24 protein-coding genes are annotated in these 23,861 nt (G+C 72.0%); 19 read left to right on the top strand and 5 right to left on the bottom strand.

Annotated elements, in window-relative coordinates; genetic code table 11:
• Positions 1-55 precede the first annotated feature (55 nt).
• Positions 56-187 carry an LPFR motif small protein gene (locus ACZ7KF_RS08345; RefSeq protein ID WP_471070324.1) on the bottom strand — a complete coding sequence of 44 codons (132 nt, stop codon included), beginning with the start codon at positions 185-187 and terminating at the stop codon, positions 56-58.
• A gap of 145 nt (positions 188-332) precedes the next feature.
• On the opposite strand from ACZ7KF_RS08345, the gene ACZ7KF_RS08340 reads away from it, so the two are divergent.
• Entirely contained in the window at positions 333-1,292 is a 960-nt protein-coding gene (locus ACZ7KF_RS08340) for a GlxA family transcriptional regulator (RefSeq protein WP_471070322.1), read from the top strand.
• 166 nt (positions 1,293-1,458) lie between these two features.
• Positions 1,459-2,094 (top strand): DJ-1/PfpI family protein, encoded by a 636-nt coding sequence (locus ACZ7KF_RS08335; RefSeq protein WP_471070320.1) that lies wholly within the window; start codon positions 1,459-1,461, stop codon positions 2,092-2,094.
• An 11-nt stretch (positions 2,095-2,105) separates the two neighbouring features.
• Here ACZ7KF_RS08335 and ACZ7KF_RS08330 read toward each other — a convergent pair whose 3' ends face one another.
• Entirely contained in the window at positions 2,106-2,861 is a 756-nt protein-coding gene (locus tag ACZ7KF_RS08330) for an enoyl-CoA hydratase/isomerase family protein (protein WP_471070319.1), read from the bottom strand.
• A 323-nt stretch (positions 2,862-3,184) separates the two neighbouring features.
• Here ACZ7KF_RS08330 and ACZ7KF_RS08325 point away from each other — a divergent pair, with 323 nt between their 5' ends.
• A complete protein-coding gene (locus ACZ7KF_RS08325) occupies positions 3,185-3,679 on the top strand; it encodes an ATP-binding protein (protein WP_471070938.1) in 495 nt (164 codons plus the stop codon).
• A gap of 15 nt (positions 3,680-3,694) precedes the next feature.
• Here ACZ7KF_RS08325 and idi read toward each other — a convergent pair whose 3' ends face one another.
• The 3 genes from idi to galE all read right to left on the bottom strand — a co-directional run bounded on the left by idi (position 3,695) and on the right by galE (position 6,633).
• Positions 3,695-4,288 carry an isopentenyl-diphosphate Delta-isomerase gene (idi, locus tag ACZ7KF_RS08320; protein ID WP_471070318.1) on the bottom strand — a complete coding sequence of 198 codons (594 nt, stop codon included), beginning with the start codon at positions 4,286-4,288 and terminating at the stop codon, positions 3,695-3,697.
• A gap of 176 nt (positions 4,289-4,464) precedes the next feature.
• Positions 4,465-5,406 carry a cation diffusion facilitator family transporter gene (locus ACZ7KF_RS08315; protein ID WP_471070316.1) on the bottom strand — a complete coding sequence of 314 codons (942 nt, stop codon included), beginning with the start codon at positions 5,404-5,406 and terminating at the stop codon, positions 4,465-4,467.
• A 255-nt stretch (positions 5,407-5,661) separates the two neighbouring features.
• The gene (gene galE, locus ACZ7KF_RS08310) at positions 5,662-6,633 is read right to left on the bottom strand and encodes a UDP-glucose 4-epimerase GalE (protein WP_471070314.1); all 972 of its coding nucleotides are present in this window, start codon (positions 6,631-6,633) and stop codon (positions 5,662-5,664) included.
• A 265-nt stretch (positions 6,634-6,898) separates the two neighbouring features.
• Here galE and ACZ7KF_RS08305 point away from each other — a divergent pair, with 265 nt between their 5' ends.
• From ACZ7KF_RS08305 to ispG, 16 genes are all read left to right on the top strand, one after another.
• Complete coding sequence (locus ACZ7KF_RS08305) at positions 6,899-8,740, top strand: DUF5941 domain-containing protein (RefSeq protein WP_471070313.1); 1,842 nt, start codon at positions 6,899-6,901, stop codon at positions 8,738-8,740.
• Positions 8,737-9,489, top strand: a complete 753-nt coding sequence (locus ACZ7KF_RS08300; protein ID WP_471070311.1) for a phosphocholine cytidylyltransferase family protein — start codon at positions 8,737-8,739, stop codon at positions 9,487-9,489. The genes ACZ7KF_RS08305 and ACZ7KF_RS08300 overlap by 4 nt, the downstream gene beginning before the upstream one ends.
• Positions 9,477-10,538, top strand: a complete 1,062-nt coding sequence (locus tag ACZ7KF_RS08295) for an iron-containing alcohol dehydrogenase family protein (RefSeq protein ID WP_471070310.1) — start codon at positions 9,477-9,479, stop codon at positions 10,536-10,538. Before ACZ7KF_RS08300 ends, ACZ7KF_RS08295 begins: the two co-directional genes overlap by 13 nt.
• Positions 10,516-11,295 carry a CDP-alcohol phosphatidyltransferase family protein gene (locus ACZ7KF_RS08290; RefSeq protein ID WP_471070308.1) on the top strand — a complete coding sequence of 260 codons (780 nt, stop codon included), beginning with the start codon at positions 10,516-10,518 and terminating at the stop codon, positions 11,293-11,295. The genes ACZ7KF_RS08295 and ACZ7KF_RS08290 overlap by 23 nt, the downstream gene beginning before the upstream one ends.
• A gap of 8 nt (positions 11,296-11,303) precedes the next feature.
• Complete coding sequence (locus tag ACZ7KF_RS08285) at positions 11,304-12,176, top strand: glycosyltransferase family 2 protein (protein ID WP_471070306.1); 873 nt, start codon at positions 11,304-11,306, stop codon at positions 12,174-12,176.
• A gap of 104 nt (positions 12,177-12,280) precedes the next feature.
• Complete coding sequence (locus tag ACZ7KF_RS08280) at positions 12,281-13,210, top strand: ABC transporter permease (RefSeq protein WP_471070304.1); 930 nt, start codon at positions 12,281-12,283, stop codon at positions 13,208-13,210.
• Positions 13,203-13,982: an ABC transporter ATP-binding protein gene (locus ACZ7KF_RS08275; RefSeq protein ID WP_471070302.1), complete on the top strand. Its 780-nt coding sequence runs from the start codon at positions 13,203-13,205 to the stop codon at positions 13,980-13,982. Before ACZ7KF_RS08280 ends, ACZ7KF_RS08275 begins: the two co-directional genes overlap by 8 nt.
• Positions 13,983-14,342: 360 nt before the next feature.
• Positions 14,343-15,239, top strand: coding sequence for a squalene synthase HpnC (hpnC, locus tag ACZ7KF_RS08270; RefSeq protein ID WP_471070300.1), 897 nt, complete (start codon positions 14,343-14,345; stop codon positions 15,237-15,239).
• Positions 15,236-16,198: a presqualene diphosphate synthase HpnD gene (gene hpnD, locus ACZ7KF_RS08265; protein ID WP_471070298.1), complete on the top strand. Its 963-nt coding sequence runs from the start codon at positions 15,236-15,238 to the stop codon at positions 16,196-16,198. Before hpnC ends, hpnD begins: the two co-directional genes overlap by 4 nt.
• On the top strand, positions 16,198-16,326 hold the full coding sequence (locus ACZ7KF_RS08260) for a DUF6380 family protein (RefSeq protein WP_471070296.1): 129 nt from the start codon (positions 16,198-16,200) through the stop codon (positions 16,324-16,326). Before hpnD ends, ACZ7KF_RS08260 begins: the two co-directional genes overlap by 1 nt.
• Positions 16,323-17,750, top strand: coding sequence for a hydroxysqualene dehydroxylase HpnE (gene hpnE / locus ACZ7KF_RS08255; RefSeq protein ID WP_471070294.1), 1,428 nt, complete (start codon positions 16,323-16,325; stop codon positions 17,748-17,750). Before ACZ7KF_RS08260 ends, hpnE begins: the two co-directional genes overlap by 4 nt.
• 68 nt (positions 17,751-17,818) lie before the next feature.
• Positions 17,819-18,883: a polyprenyl synthetase family protein gene (locus ACZ7KF_RS08250; RefSeq protein WP_471070935.1), complete on the top strand. Its 1,065-nt coding sequence runs from the start codon at positions 17,819-17,821 to the stop codon at positions 18,881-18,883.
• 110 nt (positions 18,884-18,993) lie between these two features.
• Complete coding sequence (gene shc, locus ACZ7KF_RS08245) at positions 18,994-21,024, top strand: squalene--hopene cyclase (protein ID WP_471070293.1); 2,031 nt, start codon at positions 18,994-18,996, stop codon at positions 21,022-21,024.
• Between the two features lies 1 nt (position 21,025).
• Positions 21,026-21,667, top strand: a complete 642-nt coding sequence (locus ACZ7KF_RS08240; RefSeq protein WP_471070291.1) for a phosphorylase family protein — start codon at positions 21,026-21,028, stop codon at positions 21,665-21,667.
• A 5-nt stretch (positions 21,668-21,672) separates the two neighbouring features.
• A complete protein-coding gene (gene hpnH, locus ACZ7KF_RS08235; protein WP_471070289.1) occupies positions 21,673-22,695 on the top strand; it encodes an adenosyl-hopene transferase HpnH in 1,023 nt (340 codons plus the stop codon).
• 4 nt (positions 22,696-22,699) lie between these two features.
• Positions 22,700-23,833: a flavodoxin-dependent (E)-4-hydroxy-3-methylbut-2-enyl-diphosphate synthase gene (gene ispG / locus ACZ7KF_RS08230; protein WP_471070287.1), complete on the top strand. Its 1,134-nt coding sequence runs from the start codon at positions 22,700-22,702 to the stop codon at positions 23,831-23,833.
• Positions 23,834-23,861: the final 28 nt, after the last annotated feature.

Genomic DNA, 23,861 nt, shown 5'->3' with positions numbered 1-23,861 from the left:
GTGACGCCGACAACCGGGCATCAGGGCGGCGCGCGTCGGGCCGCCGGGACCGATGTCAGGCCCGGCTCCCGCGCGCGGAGGACGACGCTCCGCCGAACAACCGGGCGACGGCCCGGAACGGCAGGGTGACCACGGTGGCGAGGGCCCCGCCGATCTGCCGCAGTACGTCAGCGATGGCACGCAACACGGAACTCTCCTCTCGTTTCCGGCCCGGTCGCGGTGACCGGGCAGGGACCGGGTACCTCCCCGCGCCGTCCCGGAACCTCCGCATGGCCGAAAAGGTGGGAAGAGCGTCGTTGCGGCCATCCGTGCGCCCGCGAAGAATCGGGAGCATGGCGCAGCGAACCGTTCTTCTCACCGTCTTCGACGGCGTCCAGAGCCTCGATGTCACCGGCCCGATGGAGGTCTTCGCCGGTGCGGAGCTGCACACCCCGGGCTCGTACCGGATCCGCACGGCCTCCGTGGACGGCGGCCCCGTGCGCACGTCCAGCGGGCTCACCCTCGTACCGGACGGACCCCTGGCGCGGGCCGGGGACCCGCACACCCTGCTGGTCCCCGGCGGACAGGGCACCCGCGACCCGGACCCGCGGTTGGTGGAGTGGCTGCGTGCGCACGGCCCGCGGGCCCCGCGCCTGGTCTCGGTGTGCACCGGCGCCGTCCCGCTGGCCCGGGCCGGGCTCCTGGACGGCCGGCGGGTCACGACACACTGGGCGTACTGCGAGAAGCTCGCGCGGGACCATCCTGCCGTCCGGGTCGACCCCGACCCGATCTTCGTCCGGGACGGGCACGTGGCCACCTCGGCCGGGGTCACCGCGGGCATCGACCTCACCCTCGCCCTGGTGGAGGAGGACCTGGGCCGGGAGGCGGCGCTGACCGTGGCCCGCCACCTCGTGGTGTTCCTGCGCAGACCCGGCAGCCAGGCGCAGTTCAGCGCCCAGCTGGCCGCCCAGACGGCCCGGCGCGAACCCCTCCGGGACGTCCAGCAGTGGATCACCGAGCACCCGGACGGCGACCTCGGCGTCGAGGCGCTGGCCGCCCGCGCGGCCCTCTCCCCGCGCCACTTCGCCCGCGCCTTCCAGGCCGAGACGGGCATGACGCCCGGCCGGTACGTCGACCGGGTCCGGCTCGAACACGCGCGCCGTCTGCTGGAGGACACCACCGACGGCGTCGAGCAGGTCGCCCGCGCGAGCGGCTACGGCACGCCCGAGGCGATGCGCCGCGCCTTCCTGCGCACCCTCGGCACCGCCCCTGCCGAGTACCGCCGCCGCTTCCGCCCGGCACCGGTGAGCTGACCCGGCGTCACAGGGCGGGCGCGGGAGGAGACTTCACCGCCCCCGACCGGGACAGCCGCCCCCCGCCAGAGCCCCCCCGCCAGAGCCCCCCGACCCCGACAGGGACCTCCCCATCCCGACAGAGACAGCTGACCCCGACAGGGACAGCAGAGAGAAGGGCACCGCCATGCAGATCGCCGTCGTCCTCTACGACCGCTTCACCGCCCTCGACGCCGTCGGCCCCTACGAGACGCTCGGCCGGCTCCCGGACTCCGAGACCGTCTTCGTCGCCGAGCGGACCGGTCCCCTCCGTACCGACACCGGGGACCTGGCGCTCGTCGCCGACCGGACCCTCGCCGACGTCCCGTCCCCGGACATCGTGGTCGTGCCGGGCGGGCCCGGACAGCTCCAGCAGATGGAGAACACCGTCCTGCTGGACTGGCTGCGCGCGGCCGACGCCACCAGCACCTGGACCACCTCGGTGTGCACGGGCTCGCTGCTGCTGGCCGCCGCGGGGCTGCTGCGGGGCCGCCGCGCCACCTCGCACTGGCTCGCCCTGGACCTCCTGCGCGGCTTCGACGCCGAGCCGACGGGGGAGCGGGTGGTCGTGGACGGCAAGTACGTCACGGCGGCGGGCGTGTCGTCCGGCATCGACATGGGCCTCACGCTCCTCGGCGCCATCGCCGGCGACGAACACGCCCAGGCCGTCCAGCTGCTCACCGAGTACGACCCCCAGCCGCCCTACGACGCCGGGTCGCCCGAGAAGGCGCCCGCGCACCTCGTCGCGGAGTTCCGGACCGCGAGCCGCTTCATCCTCACATAGCGCCGGCCGCTTCAGCCCGACGCGGACACGCTCCAGGTGAAGCGGGGCTGTCTGCGTTCCAGGAACGCGGCGACGCCCTCCACGGCGTCGCCGTTGCCGCGGGCCCGCTCGGCCCAGTGGCCGTCCCGGTCCACCCTGCCGTTCGCGAACTCCTTCGCCGCGGCCTGGGTGAGCTGTGAGCGGGAGACGAGCACCCCGGTCAGCTCGGCGATGCGTGCCTCCAGCCCTCCCGGGGGCAGCACCTCGTCCACGAGACCGGTGCGCAGCGCGCGCTCGGTGTCGATCAACTCGGCGGTGAAGAGCAGGTACTTGGCGGTGGACGGCCCCACGAGCGAGGCCAGCCGCCGGGTCGAGGAGGCGTGGTAGACGAGGCCGAGGCGCGCCGGCGTCACCCCGAACCGCGCGCCCTCCTCCGCCAGCCGCAGATCGCAAGCCACCGCGAGCTGGGCCCCACCGCCCACACAGTGCCCGCGTATCGCGGCGAGGGTCGGCTTGGGGAACGCGACCAGGGCCTCCTCGGCCGCCAGCGCGAGGTTCTGCGGGCCCTCGGGCTCCTGTTGCAGGGAGGTGATGTCCGCGCCCGCGCAGAAGGTGTCGCCCTCCCCGGTCAGCACCAGTGCCCGGACGTCGGGGTCGCGCGCGAACCGGTCCAGCAGGGGCGGCAGGGCCCGCCACATCGCGGCCGTCATGGCGTTGCGCCGGGCCGGATGACGGATGACCACGGTGGCGACGGAGTCTGCGACCTGGTACGACAGCTGGGGCTCCATGCCGTGATCGTATCGGCCGGAACCCCCGGCGGCCTGTGACGTCCGGCATGTCCCCGCCCCGGCGGGGCCGCGGAGGGAGCGGCGGCGTACGGCCGTTTCGCCGGTCCGCTCCCGTGCGGCGGAGGCCCTGAGCCGTACAACCCGACTAGTTCGCGAACCGGCGTCCGGGGGACAGGAACAGTCCTTCCCGCGACCAGGTCATGCGCAGTCGGTCAGAAACCGCTCGATACACGCTGACTTCTGTTCAGGTATCCGGACGGGAGCGCGTCGTTACCAACACTCGACGTGTGGTGACAATCGAGCGCGAGGGTGGCGACCGGACGATGGACAACCACGGGCGTGGGGACGGCCCGCGCCCAGCGGGAAGCGGCGAACGGCCGCCGGATCCCCTGCCTTACGAAGGTGTCTGGCGGTTCACCGCGGCCGCGGTGGACGCCTCGGTCCCGCAGGCCCGGCACGCGGTGCGGGACCTGCTGCTGCGCCAGGGTGTGCCGGTCTCCGACGACCTGGTGCACGGGCTGCTGCTGATCGTCTCCGAGCTGGTCACCAACGCGGTCCGGCACGCGGCGCTGCTGTCGCCGGTGCTCGCCGTGGAGGTGGCCGTCGGAGCCGAGTGGGTGCGGGTGTCCGTGGAGGACAACCACCCCTACCGCCCGACCGCGCTGGAGGCGGACCACGCACAGACCGGCGGCCGGGGGCTGCTCCTGGTCCGCGAGGTGGCCCGGGAGGCGGGCGGAGTGGTCGACGTGGAGCACACCGCGAGCGGCGGCAAGGTGATCTGGGCCGCCCTGCCGCTCAAGCCCGCGACGCTCGCGTAGCGGTGTCCGGCGCTCTCACCAGCCCGCGGACGGGCCCGTCAGCTCCCTGATCGCCGGGCGGGCCGCGTCCAGCACGGTCATGAACCAGGCCGAGAACGGGTCCCGGGCGTGCCGCTCGGCCAGCTCGGCCGCCGTCACGAAGGCGGTCGAGGCGACCTCCTCGGGGTCCGGCACGAGCGACGCCTGCACCATGCCGACGAACAGGTGGTTGAATTCCTGCTCCACCAGACCCGAGGCGGGGTCCGGGTGGTTGTAACGGACCGTGCCGGCCTCCGCGAGCAGCGAGGGCGACACGCCCAGCTCCTCGTAGGTGCGCCGGGAGGCCGCGGCGAAGGGGGACTCGTCCGGGTACGGGTGGCCGCAGCAGGTGTTGGACCAGACACCGGGGGAGTGGTATTTGCCGAGCGCCCGCTGCTGGAGCAGCAGCCGGCCCTGCTCGTCGAAGAGGAACACCGAGAACGCCCGGTGCAGCTGTCCCGGCGGCTGATGGGCGGCGAGCTTCTCCGCCGTACCGATCGTCACACCCTCTTCGTCGACCAGTTCCAGCAAAATCGCCTCTGCAGTGCCCTCCGACGAGCTGTGTGTCGCGGTGGCAGGTGTGATCGGCATACCCATCCTTCGCCTCGGTCTTCGCACCCCAAGTCTGCCGTACGGATCCGGCACTCCCGGCACGTCCGCACGTCGGCGCGCGGTGGGGGCGCCGGGAGCCGGACCCGGTAGATCATCGTGCCCGGGGTCCGCTCCGGGGAACCGCCCGGGGGTGCGCCGAACGGAAGTGCGGACCGTCAGTGGCACAGCCGTGCCTCGTGCTCCGCGTGCCCGCCCGGCTCCAACTGGAAGGTGCAGTGCTCCACGTCGAAGTGGTGGCCCAGGCAGCCCTGCAGCTCGTGCAGCATCTTCTCGTGCCCGATGGCGTTCAGCGCCTCGGAGCTGACCACCACGTGCGCCGAGAGCACCGGCATGCCCGAGGTGATCGTCCAGGCGTGCAGATCGTGTACGTCCTCCACACCGTCCAGCGCCAGGATGTGTGCGCGGACCTCCGCCATGTCGACGCCCTTGGGAGCCGCCTCCAGCAGCACGTCCAGCGTCTCGCGCAGCAGCTTCAGCGTGCGCGGCACGATCATCAGGCCGATGACCAGCGAGGCGATCGGGTCCGCCGGCTGCCAGCCGGTGGTCAGGATCACCGTCGCCGAGATCAGCACCGCCACCGAGCCGAGCGCGTCCGCGGCCACCTCCAGGAAGGCGCCGCGCACGTTCAGGCTCTCCTTCTGCCCGCGCATCAGCAGGAGCAGCGAGACGGAGTTCGCCACCAGGCCGACCAGGCCGAACACGACCATCAGGCCGCCTCGGGTCTGCGCGGGCTCGACGAACCGCTGGACCGCCTCGTACAGGACGTATCCGCCGACCCCGAGCAGCAGCAGACAGTTCGCCAGGGCCGCGAGGATCTCGGCGCGGGCGTAGCCGAAGGTGCGGTTGGTGCTCGGGGGGCGGCTCGCGACGTGGATCGCGAGCAGGGCCATGCCGAGGCCCACCGCGTCGGTCGCCATGTGTGCCGCGTCCGCGATCAGCGCGAGGGAGTCCGCGATCAGACCGCCGACGATCTCGACCACCATGATCATGAGCGTGATGCCGAGCGCGATCCGCAGCCGCCCGCGATACGCGGCCGTGGCCGTACCCGGGGCGGGCGCGTGGGAGTGCGCGTGCCCGTGGTCGTGCCCTGCCCCCATGACTACCGCCTTCCGGTGTGCCTGCCCGGAGGCCAGTCAACTACGGGTGGGGGGTATCTCGCAACGCGGCACTGAACACCGTTGTCATGTGCCCTGACCTGCGGAAACGTTCCGCAGGTCAGGGAGCTGCCGGCTCCGTCGCCGGCTCGTCGGCACTGGCTCGACAGCGCTGGCCAGGCCGCCCGGCTCGTCGGCACTGGCCCGCCGCCCGGCCCGGTCGCCCGGCCCGGTCGTACCGGCTCGGGCGGGCCCGGCTCAGCCGCCGTGGTGCAGCCGCCAGCCCGTCCACGCCGACTCGACCATCTCCCGCACCCCGCGCCGGGCGCGCCAGCCCAGCGTCTCGGCGGCCCGCTCGGCCGAGGCCACCGCGCGCGGCGCGTCCCCCGGGCGGCGCGCCTCCACCAGCGGCGCCCGGCGGTCCCCGGTGACCTCTCCGATGACCGAGACCAGCTCGCGCACCGAGACGCCCTCGCCGCGGCCGATGTTCAGCGTCAGGTCCCCGGTGAGGTCCCCGCCGGCGAGCCGCCGCGCCGCCGCCAGGTGGGCTTCCGCGAGATCGGCGACATGGATGTAGTCCCGGACACAGGTGCCGTCCGGCGTCGGGTAGTCGTCGCCGAAGATCCGCGGGGCCTCGTCACGGGTGAGCCGGTCGAAGACCATCGGCACGATGTTGAACACGCCCGTGTCCGCCAGCTCCGGCGCCGCCGCGCCCGCCACATTGAAATAGCGCAGACACACCGTGGAGATTCCGTGGGCGCGCCCGGCCGCCCGCACCAGCCACTCCCCGGCCAGCTTGGTCTCGCCGTACGGGTTCACCGGTGCGCACGGGGTGTCCTCGGTGATCAGGTCCACGTCCGGGTTGCCGTACACGGCCGCCGAGGACGAGAACAGCAGCCGGCCGATGCCCGCCTCCGCGACCGCGTCCAGCAGGGTGGCCAGACCGCCCACGTTCTCCCGGTAGTAGCGGGTGGGCTGGGCCACCGACTCCGCGACCTGCTTGCGCGCCGCGAGATGGACGACGCCGGTCACGCCGTACTCCGCGAAGACCCGCTTCAGCAGCGGCCCGTCCAGCGTCGAGCCCCGGACCAGCGGCACCTCCGCGGGGAGCCGCGCGGGCACGGCGGCGGACAGGTCGTCCAGCGCCACGACGCTCTCCCCGGCGCCCGCCATGGCCCGTGCCACATGCGCCCCGATGTATCCGGCTCCGCCGGTGATCAGCCACGTCATGGTCGCCCACCTTATGCCGAGCCGCCCGGTGTCCCGGTTGCCCGGGTCTGCCCCACGGGTTTGTGGGCCGGGCCCCGGATCCCTGATGATGATCGCGGCAAAGGCCGGGTCAGGCCCCGTGGGCCGGACCGTGAACGGCCGGTGAACACGGACTGCGGCCCATCGGATAGCCTCTGCCGACATGCCGCCCGGGTGCCGCAGGCAGGGGCGCCCCATCACGCAGAAGACCGGCGCCCGCGCGCCGGCACCCAGGGAGTGAGTTCGGTTGTCGACGGCCATCGTCACCGGTCAGCCGGTCCCCGGATCGTCACTGGAGAACGATCTGCGGTCCCTCGGCTTCGACGTGCGCGTGGCCGCCGACGCCGCCGAGGCGGAGTCCCTGCTGGCGGCCGTGCCGGCCGACCGGCGCGTGGCCCTGGTCGACGCCCGCTTCGTCGGCCACCCGCACGCGCTGCGCCTCGGCCTGACCGACCCCCGCTTCCCGCTCGCCGCCGTCCCCGGCGCCGTCACCGCCCAGCCCGCCGCCCGGCAGCAGCTCACCCGGGCCGTGGCCCGGGAGACCTCGGCGGGCGGTGGCGCGACCGCCGAGGCGGTGGCCCCGTCCGGACCGGGCGGCGCCCCCGCGCTCGCCGCGGACAGCCTCGCCGACCGCGTCGGCACCGCCCTCGACGCCGACGGCGGCCCGGTGCACCGGCCCGAGCTGGGCAGCCTGGTCGCCACGGTGCCGGCCGACCCGCAGGCCCGCAACGAGGCCCGGCAGGCCGTCGCCGCCGTGGACGACGAGGCCGTACGCCTGAAGTCCGCCGTGAAGTCCCGGGACGGCTTCTTCACCACCTTCTTCATCAGCCCCTACTCGCGCTACATCGCCCGCTGGTGCGCCCGCCGCGGCCTGACCCCGAACCAGGTCACCACCGCCTCCCTGCTCACCGCGCTCATCGCGGCGGGCTGCGCGGCGACCGGCACCCGCGGCGGCTTCGTCGCGGCCGGCGTGCTGCTGATCGCCTCCTTCGTCCTGGACTGCACCGACGGCCAGCTCGCCCGCTACGCCCTGAAGTACTCCACGCTCGGCGCCTGGCTCGACGCCACCTTCGACCGGGCCAAGGAGTACGCCTACTACGCCGGTCTCGCCCTCGGCGCGGCCCGCGGCGGCGACGACGTGTGGGCCCTCGCCCTCGGCGCGATGATCCTGCAGACCTGCCGGCACGTGGTCGACTTCTCCTTCAACGAGGCCAACCACGACGCCACCGCGAACACCAGCCCCACCGCCGCCCTCTCCGACAAGCTCGACAGCGTCGGCTGGACCGTCTGGGTGCGCCGCATGATCGTGCTGCCGATCGGCGAGCGCTGGGCGATGATCGCGATCCTCACCGCGGCCACCACCCCGCGGATCACCTTCTACGTCCTGCTCGCCGGCTGCGCCTTCGCGGCCACCTACACCACGGCGGGCCGGGTGCTGCGCTCGGTGACCCGCAAGGCCCGGCGCACCGACCGGGCCGCGCAGGCCCTCGCCGACCTCGCCGACCCGGGTCCGCTCACCGAGGCCGTCAAGCGCGTCGTCAAGAGGGGCGTGCCCGGACTCGCCGTGCCGGCCGTGGCCCTGCTCGGCGGCGCCGCGGTCGTCGCCTGCTCGGCCCTCACGGACTTCGGCGGCGTGCTCCCGGTCGTCGGCGCCCTCGTGTACGTCCTCACCTCGGCCCTAGCCGTGGCACGCCCCCTCAAGGGCGCTCTCGACTGGCTGGTCCCGCCGTTCTTCCGGGCCGCCGAGTACGGCACGGTGCTCGCCCTGGCCGGTAAAGCGGGAGTGAACGGTGCCCTCCCCGCTGCTTTCGGCCTGGTGGCCGCCGTCGCCTACCATCACTACGACACGGTGTACCGCATCCGCGGCAACGCCGGAGCACCCCCGGCCTGGCTGGTGCGCGCCATCGGGGGGCAGGAGGGGCGGACGCTGCTCGTCACCGTCCTGGCCGCGGTGCTCACCGCTTCGCAGTTCAAGGTCGCGCTCACGGTCCTCGCCGTGGCCGTCGCCCTGGTGGTGCTCGTCGAGAGCATCCGCTTCTGGGTGTCCGCTGGGGCGCCCGCCGTACACGACGAAGGAGAACCCGCATGATCGGCCTCGTGCTGGCGGCCGGCGCCGGACGGCGTCTGCGCCCCTACACCGACACCCTGCCCAAGGCGCTGGTGCCGGTGGGGCCCGCGGGCATAGAGGACTCGATCACGGTGCTCGACCTCACCCTCGGCAACTTCGCCGAGATCGGGCTGACCGAGGTCGCGATCATCGTCGGCTACCGCAAGGAGGCCGTGTACGAGCGCAAGGCGGCCCTGGAGCGGAAGTACGGCCTCACGCTCACCCTCATCGACAACGACAAGGCCGAGGAGTGGAACAACGCCTACTCCCTGTGGTGCGGCCGTGACGCTCTCAAGGACGGTGTGATCCTCGCCAACGGCGACACCGTCCACCCGGTCTCCGTCGAGCAGACCCTGCTCGCGGCCCGCGGTGAGGGCAAGAAGATCATCCTCGCCCTGGACACGGTGAAGAGCCTGGCCGACGAGGAGATGAAGGTCGTCGTCGACCCCGACAAGGGCATGACGAAGATCACCAAGCTGATGGACCCGGCCGAGGCCACCGGCGAGTACATCGGCGTCACCCTGATCGAGGGCGACGCCGCGGCCGAGCTGGCCGACGCGCTGAAGACGGTCTGGGAGACCGACCCGCAGCAGTTCTACGAGCACGGCTACCAGGAGCTGGTCGACCGGGGCTTCCGGATCGACGTGGCGCCGATCGGCGACGTCAAGTGGGTCGAGATCGACAACCACGACGATCTCGCCCGCGGACGGGAGATCGCGTGCCAGTACTGACCCGGCTGATCCCCTCGCCGGTCGTCGTGGACATCCGCCCGGGTGCCCTGGACGACCTGGCGTGCGTGCTCGCCGACGAGCGCATCTCGCAGTCGGGCCGGCTCGCCATCGCCGTCAGCGGCGGCTCCGGCGCCCGGCTGCGCGAGCGGATCGCGCCCACGCTGCCCGGCGCCACCTGGTACGAGGTCGGCGGCGGGACCATCGACGACGCGGTCCGGCTGGCGAGCGACATAAAGGCCGGCCACTACGACGCGGTCGTCGGTCTCGGCGGTGGCAAGATCATCGACTGCGCCAAGTTCGCGGCGGCCCGGGTCGGCCTGCCGCTGGTCGCGGTCGCCACCAACCTGGCGCACGACGGCCTGTGCTCGCCGGTCGCGACCCTGGACAACGACGCGGGCCGCGGCTCCTACGGCGTGCCGAACCCGATCGCGGTGGTCATCGACCTGGGCGTGATCCGCGAGGCACCCGTCCGGTTCGTGCGCTCCGGCATCGGCGACGCCATCTCCAACATCTCCGCGGTCGCGGACTGGGAGCTGGCCAACCGGGTCAACGGCGAGAAGATCGACGGCCTGGCCGCCGCCATGGCCCGGCAGGCCGGGGAGGCGGTGCTCCGGCACCCGGGCGGAGTCGGCGACGACGGCTTCCTCCAGGTGCTGGCCGAGGCGCTGGTCCTCACCGGTATCGCCATGTCCGTGTCGGGCGACTCCCGCCCGTCCTCCGGCGCCTGCCACGAGATCAACCACGCCTTCGACCTGCTCTACCCCAAGCGCGCCGCCGCCCACGGCGAGCAGTGCGGCCTCGGCGCCGCCTTCGCGATGTACCTGCGCGGCGCCCACGAGGAGTCGGCGTACATGGCGGAGGTCCTGCGCCGCCACGGGCTTCCGGTGCTGCCGGAGGAGATCGGCTTCACGGTGGACGAGTTCGTCCGCGCGGTGGAGTTCGCTCCGGAGACCCGGCCCGGCCGGTACACGATCCTCGAACACCTCGACCTCAAGACGAACCAGATCAAGGACATCTACGCCGACTATGTCAAGGCCATCGGTAGCTGAACTCCGTCCGGTCGTCCACCCCGCGGGGGTGAAGGACCGGCGCAGCGGTGAGCACTGGGGGGGACGCCTCTACATGCGTGAGGTGTCCCTGCGCGTCGACCGCTACCTGGTGAACACCAGGGTCACGCCCAACCAGCTCACGTACCTGATGACCGTCTGCGGCGTGCTCGCGGCCCCGGCCCTGCTGGTGCCGGGGATCACGGGCGCGGTGCTCGGCGTGGTCGCCACCCAGCTGTACCTGCTGCTGGACTGCGTCGACGGCGAGATCGCCCGCTGGAAGAAGCAGTACTCGCTGAACGGCGTCTACCTGGACCGGGTCGGCGCCTACCTCACCGACGCGGCCGTCCTGGTCGGCCTCGGCCTGCGCGCCGCGGACCTGTGGGGCAGCGGCCGTATCGACTGGCTGTGGGCGTTCCTCGGCACCCTCGCCGCGCTCGGCGCCATCCTCATCAAGGCCGAGACCGACCTGGTCGGTGTCGCCCGGCACCAGACCGGCAAGCCGCCGGTGCAGGAGGCCGCGGCCGAGCTGCGCTCCTCCGGCATGGCGCTGGCCCGGCGGGCCGCCGCGGCGCTGAAGTTCCACCGGCTGATCCTGGGTATCGAGGCGTCGCTGCTCATCCTGGTCCTCGCGATCGTCGACCAGGCCCGCGGCGACCTGTTCTTCACCCGCCTCGGCACGGCCGTCCTCGCCGGCATCGCGCTGTTGCAGACCCTGCTGCACCTGGTGTCGATCCTCGCGTCGAGCAGGCTGAAGTGAGCGCGGCCATGCGCGTCGGCGCCGTCATCATCACCATGGGCAACCGGCCCGACGAACTGCGTGCCCTGCTCGACTCGGTCGCCAAGCAGGACGGCGACCCGGTCGAGGTGGTCGTCGTCGGCAACGGCTCGCCCGTCCCGGACGTGCCGGACGGCGTGCGCACGATAGAGCTGCCCGAGAACCTGGGGATCCCGGGCGGGCGCAACGTCGGCATAGAGGCGTTCGGCCCCGGCGGCCGTGATGTCGACATATTGCTCTTCCTTGACGACGACGGTCTGCTCGCCCGCCACGACACCGCGGAACTGTGCCGCGAGGCGTTCGCCGCGGACCGCGAGCTGGGCATCATCAGCTTCCGCATCGCCGACCCCGACACCGGCGAGACCCAGCGCCGGCACGTGCCCCGGTTGCGCGCCTCCGACCCGATGCGCTCCTCCCGGGTCACCACCTTCCTCGGCGGCGCCAACGCCGTCCGCACCCGCGTCTTCGCGGAGGTCGGCGGGCTCCCGGACGCGTTCTTCTACGCGCACGAGGAAACCGACCTGGCATGGCGGGCCCTCGACGCGGGCTGGATGATCGACTACCGGTCCGACATGGTGCTGTACCACCCGACGACCGCACCCTCCCGGCACGCGGTCTACCACCGCATGGTCGCCCGCAACCGCGTCTGGCTCGCCCGCCGCAACCTCCCGGCCCTCCTGGTCCCGGTCTACCTCGGCGTCTGGCTGCTGCTCACCCTGCTCCGCCGCCCCTCGCGGCCGGCCCTGCGGGCCTGGTTCGGAGGTTTCCGGGAAGGCTGGACCACACCGTGCGGTCCCCGCCGGCCGATGCGCTGGCGTACGGTGTGGCGGCTCACCCGACTGGGTCGCCCCCCGGTGATCTGACAAGCTCGACCCCGAGAGGTCGCTACTGTCGAACCGCACATGAACACGCGTTCGCCGTCGAGGCGGCGCGCGGCAGACGTACCCGAAGACGAAAGTTTCCAGCTGTGAGTGAGACCACGCACGACGGCACGGTCGCGGTGACCGCGGCTCCGTCGCCCGACGAGGGACTGACGGCGGCCCGGCTCGCCGACAAGTACGGGCTCTCCGTGAGCGGTGCCCGGCCCTCGCTCGTGGAGTACGTCCGTCAGCTGTGGGGGCGCCGCCACTTCATCCTGGCCTTCTCCCAGGCGAAGCTGACCGCCCAGTACAGCCAGGCCAAGCTCGGCCAGCTGTGGCAGGTGGCCACGCCGTTGCTGAACGCGGCCGTGTACTTCTTCATCTTCGGCCTGATCCTGCACGCCAGCCGCGGCATGTCCCAGGACGTGTACATCCCGTTCCTGGTCACCGGCGTGTTCGTGTTCACCTTCACGCAGAGCTCGATCATGTCGGGTGTGCGTGCCATCTCCGGCAACCTCGGACTGGTGCGCGCCCTGCACTTCCCGCGCGCGTCCCTGCCGGTCTCCTTCTCGCTCCAGCAGCTCCAGCAGCTGCTGTTCTCGATGATCGTGCTGTTCATCGTGGCGATCGGCTTCGGCAGCTACCCGAGCCTGTCCTGGCTGCTGATCGTGCCGGTGCTGGTGCTGCAGTTCCTGTTCAACACCGGGCTCGCGCTGATCGTGGCCCGCCTGGGCGCCAAGACGCCGGACCTCGCGCAGCTCATGCCGTTCATCCTGCGCACCTGGATGTACACGTCCGGCGTCATGTTCTCGATCAACAAGATGCTGGAGGGGCGTTCCGAGTGGATCGTCCGGCTGCTCCAGGTCAACCCGGCCGCCGTCTACATGGACCTGATGCGCTTCGCCCTGATCGACGGCTACGGTGCCTCGAACCTGCCGCCGCACGTCTGGGCCATCGCCCTGTTCTGGGCCGTGGCCGCGTTCGTGGGTGGCTTCGTGTACTTCTGGAAGGCGGAGGAGCGGTACGGCCGTGGCTGAGGAGAACATCCAGGACCGGCGCCCGACGGTCATCGCGGACGAGCTGCACATCGTCTACCGGGTCAACGGTGCCAAGACCGGCAAGGGCAGCGCGACGGCGGCCCTGAGCCGCATACTCAAGCGCGGCGAGGAGCGGGGCGTGCGCAAGGTGCACGCCGTGCGCGGGGTGTCCTTCATCGCCTACCGCGGCGAGGCCATCGGCCTGATCGGGTCGAACGGCTCCGGCAAGTCCACCCTGCTGCGCGCCATCGCCGGCCTGCTGCCCGCGGAGAAGGGCAAGGTCTACACCGACGGCCAGCCGTCCCTGCTGGGCGTGAACGCCGCCCTGATGAACGACCTCACGGGCGAGCGGAACGTCATCCTGGGCGGCCTCGCCATGGGGATGTCCCGGGAGCAGATCAGGGAGCGCTACCAGGACATCGTCGACTTCTCGGGCATCAACGAGAAGGGCGACTTCATCACCCTGCCGATGCGTACGTACTCCTCGGGCATGGCGGCCCGGCTCCGCTTCTCCATCGCCGCCGCCAAGGACCACGACGTGCTCATGATCGACGAGGCGCTGGCCACCGGTGACCGCAAGTTCCAGAAGCGCTCCGAGGAACGGATCCGGGAACTGCGCAAAGAGGCGGGAACGGTCTTTCTCGTCAGTCACAACAACAAATCCATCCGCGACACCTGTAACCGCGTGCTGTGGCTGGAGCGCGGTGAACTCCGTATGGACGGACCCACCGACGAGGTCCTGAAGGAGTACGAGAAGTTCACGGGCAAGTGACCCGTTTCGGCCAGGGCCCCGCCGGAATCCGTCCGGCGGGGCCCTGCGTCTGCAAAGGAAACGTCAACTCCGCCTGGTGTAAGGAATCTTGGAGCCAATCGGTGTGTTGTTGTGATGTGCAGGACACCCCGACGGTCCGTGTCGCGTTGTACAACGTAAGCTGTACCGGTGCCGGAAACCGGCAAGTGGGGCGATAATGCGCGACACCCTCCGTGGGGGCGCCCCCGCGCATTGCGGGGCGGCGTGTCCGAAATAGTGTGTATTGGGTCGGCAGTGTAGAACGGGAGATGTGACGGCAATGGCTACGGAAACTCCCCTGCTCAGCGCAGCATGTGCCGTCCCCGCCGCGGGCAGCGCCCGATGACGCGCACCGACGCGGCGCCCCACCTGGAACGCGCCACCCTGGACAAGGCCGCCGCCGAGAACTTCCCCGTGGCCCCCTTCTTCCTTCCCCGCGACTGGCGCGACGACCTCATGGCCGTCTACGGCTTCGCCCGCCTCGTGGACGACATCGGCGACGGCGACCTCGCCCCGGGCGGAGCCGACGCCCGGGCGCTCGGCGTGTCGCCCGCCGACGCCGCGGACCGGCTGGTCCTCCTCGACGCCTTCGAGGCCGACCTGCGCCGCGTCTTCGACGGCACCCCGCGCCACCCGCTGCTGCGCCGGCTCCAGCCCACCGTCCGCCGCCGCTCCCTCACCCCCGAACCCTTCCTCGGACTCATCGCCGCCAACCGCCAGGACCAGCTCGTCGCCCGGTACGAGACCTACGACGACCTCCTCGCCTACTGCGAACTGTCGGCCAACCCCGTGGGCCGCCTCGTCCTCGGCGTCACCGGAACCTCGACCCCCGAGCGGATCCGGCTGTCCGACGCGATCTGCACGGCCCTGCAGATCGTGGAGCACCTCCAGGACGTCGCCGAGGACCTCGGCCGCGACCGGATCTACCTCCCGGCCGAGGACATGAAGCGTTTTCACGTCCAGGAAACGGACCTCGCCGCACAAACCGCGGGCGCATCGGTGCGCGCCCTGGTTGCATACGAAGCGCAACGCGCCCGCGATCTGCTGAATGAAGGCGCCCCCCTGGTGGGTAGCGTCCACGGCAGGCTGAAGCTGCTGCTCGCGGGGTTCGTGGCGGGGGGAAGGGCGGCGATCCGGGCGATCGCCGCCGCCGAATACGACGTACTTCCCGGCCCGCCCCGACCCGGCAAGGTCCAGCTGCTGCGTGAGGCGGGCGTGATCCTGCGAGGAGAGAGGTGATCGGGACCGTGGATTCTCCGTCGCACGTGTCCGCGCCGGTACTCGCCGCCTACAGCTACTGCGAGGCCGTGACCGGGCAGCAGGCCCGGAACTTCGCCTACGGCATCCGGCTGCTGCCGACGGCCAAGCGCCGCGCCATGTCGGCGCTGTACGCGTTCTCCCGGCGCGTGGACGACATCGGCGACGGCGACCTTCCCGGTGAGACCAAGCTGGTGCGCCTCGAGGACACCCGGGCGCTGCTCGCCCGGGTCCGCGAGGGCGAGGTCGAGGAGGACGACACCGACCCGGTGGCCGTCGCCCTCACCCATGCCGCGCGGGCCTTCCCGATCCCGCTCGGCGGCCTGGACGAGCTGATCGACGGCGTCCAGATGGACCTGCGCGGCGAGACCTACGAGACCTGGGACGACCTCAAGGTGTACTGCCGGTGTGTCGCCGGCGCCATCGGCCGCCTCTCGCTCGGCGTGTTCGGCACCGAACCGGCCGCACGCGGCGCCGAGCGCGCCGCCGAGTACGCCGACACGCTGGGCCTCGCCCTGCAGCTCACCAACATCCTCCGCGACGTCCGCGAGGACGCCATGGGCGGTCGCACCTACCTGCCCGCCGACGACCTCGCCAAGTTCGGCTGCTCGGCCGGGTTCCACGGACCGACCCCGCCCGAGGGATCCGACTTCGCCGGCCTCGTCCACTTCGAAGTGCGGCGCGCCCGGGCCCTGTTCGCCGAGGGCTACCGGCTGCTGCCCATGCTCGACCGGCGCAGCGGCGCCTGTGTGGCCGCGATGGCCGGCATCTACCGCCGGCTGCTGGACCGCATCGAGCGCGACCCGGAGGCCGTGCTGCGCGGCCGCGTCTCCCTCCCCGGACACGAGAAGGCCTATGTCGCCGTGCGCGGCCTGTCCGGGCTCGACACCCGGCATGTGACCCGCCATGTCTCCCGGCGCTCCGTCAGGAGGCGCGCCTGATGGACCGCACGGAACCAGAGGGCACCGGGCAGGCAACCCTGCGCTGCGGCGTGGCGTCCCTGACTGCGACGGGCGGGCGTGCACCGTTCAATCAGCACGCTCGGCACGCACGGAAGGACGCACGATGAGCGACGGCTCACCCCCCGCGCAGGCAGCGGCCGGCACCCCCCGGACGCCGGGCCGCAGCGCGGTCGTGGTCGGCGGCGGCCTCGCCGGGATCACCGCGGCGCTGGCTCTCGCCGACGCGGGTGTGCGGGTCACCCTGCTCGAAGGCAGGCCCAGACTGGGCGGCCTCGCCTTCTCCTTCCAGCGCGGCGAACTGACCGTCGACAACGGCCAGCACGTGTACCTGCGCTGCTGTACCGCCTACCGCTGGTTCCTCGACCGGATCGAGGGCGCGGCACTGGCACCGCTGCAGGACCGTCTGGACGTGCCCGTCGTCGACGTCGCCAAGCCCGAGGGCAGACGGCTCGGCAGACTGCGGCGCGACCCGCTGCCCGTCCCGCTCCACCTGGGACGCAGCCTGGCCGCCTATCCGCACCTCTCGCTCGCCGAGCGCGCGGCCGTCGGGCGCGCCGCGTTCGCGCTGAAGGGGCTCGACCTCGCCGATCCGGCCCTGGACACCCAGGACTTCGGCAGCTGGCTGGCCGCGCACGGCCAGTCGGCGCGTGCCGTCGAGGCCCTGTGGGACCTGGTCGGGGTCGCCACCCTCAACGCGGTCGCGGGCGACGCCTCGCTGGGGCTCGCCGCGATGGTGTTCAAGACCGGTCTGCTGTCCGACCCGGGCGCGGCCGACATCGGCTGGGCCCACGTCCCGCTGGGCGAACTGCACGACCGGCTGGCCCGCAAGGCGCTCGACTCCGCGGGCGTCCGTACCGAGGTCCGTACACGCGTCACCTCCATCCTCCACAACGAGAACGGGGCCTGGAGCGTTCAGGTTCCCGGCGAGACGCTTTCCGCGGACGCCGTCGTCCTCGCCGTACCCCAGCGGGAGGCCCGCGACCTGCTGCCGCCCGGCGCCCTCGACGCCCCCGAGCGGCTGCTGGAGATCGGCACCGCGCCGATCCTCAACGTCCATGTCGTCTACGACCGCAAGGTGCTCGCGCGGCCCTTCTTCGCGGCCCTCGGCACCCCGGTGCAGTGGGTGTTCGACCGCACCCACGCCTCCGGGCTGGCGGCCGGGCAGTACCTCGCGCTCTCCCAGTCGGCCGCGCAGGACGAGATCGACCGTCCCGTCTCCGACCTGCGCGAGCGCTATCTGCCCGAGCTGGAAAGGCTGATCCCGGGTGCGCGCGCGGCCGAGGTGCTGGACTTCTTCGTGACCCGGGAGCGCACGGCGACGTTCGCCCCCACCCCCGGCGTCGGGCGGCTGCGGCCCGGCGCCCGCACCAAGGCCCCCGGCCTGTACCTGGCCGGAGCGTGGACCGCCACCGGGTGGCCCGCGACCATGGAGAGTGCGGTCCGCAGTGGAGTGAGCGCGGCCGACGCCGCGCTCGGCGCCCTGGGCCGGCCCCGCCCCCGCCACCTCTTCGAGTTCGAGGAGGCGGCCTGATGCCCGATCGGCAGGCGGCAGGCCCCCGCACCCCCGGTACCGCGACAAGAGGAGAGACTGTGCCCACTGTGCCCCCGGCCGCGACGCCCGCTCGGAGGCCAGCGGTGGACGTGACCGCGCTGCTGGAGCGCGGCCGGACCCTGGCCACACCGGTGCTGCGCGCGGCGGTCGACCGCCTGGCGCCGCCCATGGACACCGTCGCCGCCTACCACTTCGGCTGGATCGACGCCGCCGGCAACCCCGCCGACGGCGACGGAGGCAAGGCCGTCCGCCCCGCGCTCGCGGTGCTCTCGGCCGAGGTCACCGGCGCCGCGCCCGAGGAGGGCATCCCGGGCGCCGTCGCCGTCGAACTCGTGCACAACTTCTCGCTGCTGCACGACGACCTGATGGACGGCGACGAGCAGCGCCGGCACCGTGACACCGTCTGGAAGGTGCACGGCCCCGCCCAGGCCATCCTGGTCGGCGACGCGCTGTTCGCCCTCGCCAACGAGGTCCTGCTGGAACTCGGCACGGTCGACGCCGGCCGCGCCACCCGCCGGCTGACCACCGCCACCCGCGCCCTGATCGACGGTCAGGCCCAGGACATCTCCTACGAGCACCGCGACCGCGTCAGCGTCGAGGAGTGCCTGGAGATGGAGGGCAACAAGACCGGCGCCCTGCTCGCCTGCGCCTCCTCCATCGGCGCGGTCCTCGGCGGCGCGGACGACGCCACCGCCGACGCGCTGGAACGGTACGGCTACCACCTCGGCCTCGCCTTCCAGGCCGTGGACGACCTGCTGGGCATCTGGGGCGACCCGGAGGCCACCGGCAAGCAGACCTGGAGCGACCTGCGCCAGCGCAAGAAGTCCCTGCCGGTGGTGGCCGCGCTCGCGGCCGGCGGCTCCGCCTCCGAGCGGCTCGGCGAGATCCTCGCCGCCGACGCCAAGAGCAGTGACTTCGAGAACTTCTCCGAGGAGGAGTTCGCGGCCCGCGCCGCCCTCATCGAGGAGGCCGGCGGCCGGCAGTGGACGGCCGAGGAAGCACGCCGTCAGCATGTCATCGCCATCGAAGCCCTCGACGCCGTCGACATGCCCGACCGGGTGCGGGACTCCTTCACGGCGCTCGCCGACTTCGTCGTCGTACGAAAGAGATGATCACTATCGGCCGGACAAGCCGCGCGTAGTCGCCGGCCGGTGCAGCACGGGCACCGGCCGACGGCGGACCCACAGCAGCACGACTCGCACGACTGCACGAAGGGGAAGCCATGACAGCGACGACCGACGGAAGCACCGGGGCGACCTTGCCGTCCCGCGCTGCCGCGGCCAGCGACACCACGCTCACCACCCCCGAGACGGCCGGGGTAGGGGAATCCGCCACGCGCGCCGCACAGCGCGCCATCGACTTCCTGCTCGCCACGCAGGACACCGAGGGCTGGTGGAAGGGCGACCTGGAGACCAACGTCACCATGGACGCCGAGGACCTGCTGCTCCGTCAGTTCCTGGGCGTCCTGGACGAGCACACCACACAGGCCGCCGCGAAGTTCATCCGCGGCGAGCAGCGCCCGGACGGCACCTGGGCCACCTTCTACGGCGGGCCCGGTGAACTGTCCACCACCATCGAGGCGTACGTCGCCCTGCGCCTGGCCGGCGACGCGCCCGACGCCCCGCACATGGCGAAGGCGTCCGCCTGGATCCGCGAGCGCGGCGGCATCGCCGCCGCCCGGGTCTTCACCCGGATCTGGCTCGCCCTGTTCGGCTGGTGGAAGTGGGAGGACCTGCCCGAACTCCCGCCGGAGCTGATCTACTTCCCGACCTGGTTCCCGCTCAACATCTACAACTTCGGGTGCTGGGCCCGGCAGACCATCGTGCCGCTCACCATCGTCTCGGCGAAGCGCCCGGTGCGCCCGGCGCCCTTCGCGCTGGACGAACTGCACACCGACCCGGCGAACCCCCACCCGCCACAGCCGCTCGCCCCGGTGGCGAGCTGGGACGGGCTCTTCCAGCGGCTCGACAAGGTGGTCCGCGGCTACCGCAAGGTCGCCGTGCGCAGACTCCGCAAGGCCGCGATGAACTCCGCGGCCCGCTGGATCATCGAGCGGCAGGAGAACGACGGCTGCTGGGGCGGCATCCAGCCCCCGGCCGTGTACTCGGTCATCGCCCTGCACCTGCTCGGCTACGACCTGGAGCACCCGGTGCTGCGCGAGGGCCTCGCCTCGCTGGACCGTTTCGCCGTCTGGCGCGAGGACGGCGCCCGGATGATCGAGGCCTGCCAGTCCCCGGTGTGGGACACTTGCCTGGCCACCATCGCCCTGGTGGACGCCGGTCTGCCCGTCGACCACCCCCAACTGGTCAAGGCCGCCGACTGGATGCTCGGCGAGGAGATCGTCCGGCCCGGCGACTGGGCGGTACGCCGGCCGCAACTTCCCCCGGGTGGCTGGGCGTTCGAGTTCCACAACGACAACTACCCCGACATCGACGACACCGCGGAGGTGGCTCTCGCGCTGCGCCGGGTCCGGCACCACGACCCCGAGCGCGTGGACCACGCGATCGGGCGGGGCGTCCGCTGGAACCTCGGCATGCAGTCGAAGAACGGTGCCTGGGGCGCCTTCGACGTCGACAACACCAGCCCGTTCCCGAACCGGCTGCCCTTCTGCGACTTCGGCGAGGTCATCGACCCGCCGTCCGCGGACGTCACCGCGCACGTCGTGGAGATGCTCGCCGCCGAGGGCCTGGCGCACGACCCGCGCACCCGCCGTGGCATCGACTGGCTGCTCGCCGAACAGGAGCCGAACGGCTCGTGGTTCGGCCGCTGGGGCGTCAACTACCTCTACGGCACCGGGTCGGTCGTCCCCGCGCTCACCGCGGCCGGGCTGCCGGGCTCGCACCCCGCGATCCGGCGGGCCGTGACCTGGCTGGAGAGCGTCCAGAACGACGACGGCGGCTGGGGCGAGGACCTGCGTTCCTACCGGCACGTCAAGGAGTGGAGCGGCCGGGGCGCCTCCACGGCCTCGCAGACCGCATGGGCGCTGATGGCGCTGCTCGCCGCGGGGGAGAAGGACTCCAAGGCCGTCGAGCGCGGCGTCCAGTGGCTGGCCGACACCCAGCGGGAGGACGGCACCTGGGACGAGCCGTACTTCACCGGCACCGGCTTCCCCTGGGACTTCTCCATCAACTACCACCTCTACCGGCAGGTGTTCCCGCTCACCGCGCTCGGCCGGTACCTGCACGGCGACCCCTTCGAGCGGAACCTGCTCGCCCGGGCCGACAAGACCAGCTCGCCGGCCGAGGGGAGCTGACTTGAACGACCAGCCCGCCCCGGCTCCGCTGCTGATCGCCTGCGCGCTCGGCATCGAGCACCTCGCCCTGCGCACCGGCGACCGCAGCGGTGCCGGCGGGCCGGTGACCTTCGTCCGTACGGGCATGGGTCCCCGTGCGGCGGAACGCTTCGTCACCCGGCGCCTCGCCGGCCCGGCACAGGCCGACACGGCCGTGCTGGCCACCGGCTTCTGCGCCGGGCTCGCTCCCGGTATGCACCCCGGCGATCTGGTCGTCGCCGAGGAGACCCGGGACCCGCGCGGGACCGTCCCGTGCGTGGGCACCGAACTGCTCGTCAAGGAACTCGCGCGCCTGCTGCCCGGACGCACCGTCCACATCGGCCCGCTCACCGGCTCCGACCACGTCGTCCGGGGACCCGAGCGGTCCGAACTGCGTGCCACCGGTGCGATCGCGGTGGACATGGAGTCGGCGGCCACGCTGCTGGCCGCCGTCCGCACGGGTGAGCGTCCCGTCGCGGCCGTCCGGGTGGTCGTGGACGCTCCGGAACACGAACTCGTCCGGATCGGAACAGTGCGCGGTGGAATATCAGCTTTCCGTGTTCTTCGCTCCATCCTTCCTGCATTTTTCGAATGGCACCGTTCTTTGCTGCTCCCTCGGAGGTGAGCCAGATGGCCATGCCGTTGCGTCAGTCCATCAAGGTCGCTACATACCTGGCCGAACAGAAGCTCCGCAGGCGGGACAAGTTTCCGCTCATCGTCGAGCTGGAACCGCTGTTCGCCTGCAATCTGAAGTGCGAGGGCTGCGGCAAGATCCAGCACCCGGCCGGTGTGCTCAAGCAGCGCATGCCGGTGGCCCAGGCCGTGGGCGCGGTGCTGGAATCCGGTGCGCCGATGGTGTCCATCGCCGGCGGAGAGCCCCTGATGCACCCCCAGATCGACGAGATCGTGCGTCAGTTGGTGGCGAAGCGCAAGTACGTGTTCCTGTGCACCAACGCGATGCTGCTGCGCAAGAAGATCGACAAGTTCACGCCCTCGCCCTACTTCGCGTTCGCCGTGCACATCGACGGACTGCGGGAGCGGCACGACGAGTCCGTCGCCAAGGAAGGGGTGTTCGACGAGGCGGTGGAGGCCATCAAGGAGGCCAAGCGGCGCGGCTTCCGGGTGACCACCAACTCCACCTTCTTCAACACCGACACCCCGCAGACCATCATCGAGGTGCTCAACTTCCTCAACGACGACCTGAAGGTGGACGAGATGATGATCTCGCCCGCCTACGCCTACGAGAAGGCACCCGACCAGGAGCACTTCCTCGGCGTCGAGCAGACCCGCGAACTGTTCAAGAAGGCCTTCGCGGGCGGCAACCGCAAGAAGTGGCGGCTCAACCACTCCCCGCTCTTCCTGGACTTCCTGGAGGGCAAGGTCGACTTCCCGTGCACCGCGTGGGCGATCCCGAACTACTCGCTCTTCGGCTGGCAGCGTCCCTGCTACCTGATGAGCGACGGGTACGTGCCGACGTACCGCGAACTCGTCGAGGAGACCGACTGGGACAAGTACGGCCGCGGCAAGGACCCGCGCTGCGACAACTGCATGGCGCACTGCGGCTACGAGCCGACCGCCGTGCTCGCCACCATGGGCTCCCTGAAGGAGTCGCTGCGGGCGATGCGCGAGACCGTCTCCGGGAACCGGGAGTGACGGCATGACCGCCGTCCCCTTGGGCGTTCCCGAGGTACCGGCCCGTCCGGTCGCGCCGCGCCGCGCGTCGCGGCAGATCCACGTCGGGCCGGTGGCGGTCGGGGGCGGAGCCCCGGTGTCGGTGCAGTCGATGACGACGACCCGCACGTCGGACATCGGCGCCACCCTGCAGCAGATCGCCGAGCTGACCGCGTCCGGCTGCCAGATCGTCCGCGTCGCCTGCCCCACGCAGGACGACGCGGACGCGCTGGCGACCATCGCCCGCAAGTCGCAGATCCCGGTGATCGCGGACATCCACTTCCAGCCGAAGTACGTGTTCGCGGCCATCGAGGCCGGCTGTGCGGCGGTCCGGGTGAATCCGGGAAACATCAAGAAGTTCGACGACCAGGTGAAGGAGATCGCGCGCGCCGCCAAGGACCACGGCACGCCGATCCGGATCGGTGTCAACGCCGGTTCCCTGGACCGGCGGCTGCTCCGGAAGTACGGCAAGGCCACTCCCGAGGCCCTGGTCGAGTCGGCGCTGTGGGAGGCGTCCCTCTTCGAGGAGCACGACTTCCGCGACATCAAGATCTCCGTCAAGCACAACGACCCGGTCGTGATGATCGAGGCCTACCGGCAGCTCGCCGAGGAGTGCGACTACCCGCTGCACCTCGGTGTGACGGAGGCGGGCCCGGCGTTCCAGGGCACGATCAAGTCGGCGGTGGCCTTCGGGGCGTTGCTGTCGCGCGGCGTCGGGGACACCATCCGCGTGTCGCTGAGCGCGCCGCCGGCGGAGGAGGTCAAGGTCGGCATCCAGATCCTGGAGTCCCTGGGGCTGCGGCAGCGACGGCTGGAGATCGTCTCCTGTCCGTCCTGCGGCCGGGCCCAGGTGGACGTCTACAAGCTCGCCGAGGAGGTCACCGCGGGCCTGGACGGCATGGAAGTGCCGCTGCGGGTAGCGGTGATGGGCTGTGTGGTCAACGGTCCGGGGGAGGCCCGCGAGGCCGACCTCGGGGTTGCCTCGGGCAACGGCAAGGGGCAGATCTTCGTCAAGGGCGAGGTCGTCAAGACCGTTCCCGAGTCGAAGATCGTGGAGACGCTCATCGAGGAGGCCATGAAGCTCGCCGAGCGGACGAGCCCCGCAGACCACGTGAGTTGAGGCAAGGCACGGACCGAGAGGGGGCCCG

The organism is Streptomyces sp. NPDC038200, assembly GCF_055600785.1.
Note: the sequence above shows the minus strand (reverse complement) of the source record. Positions and strands in the feature narration are given on the sequence as shown.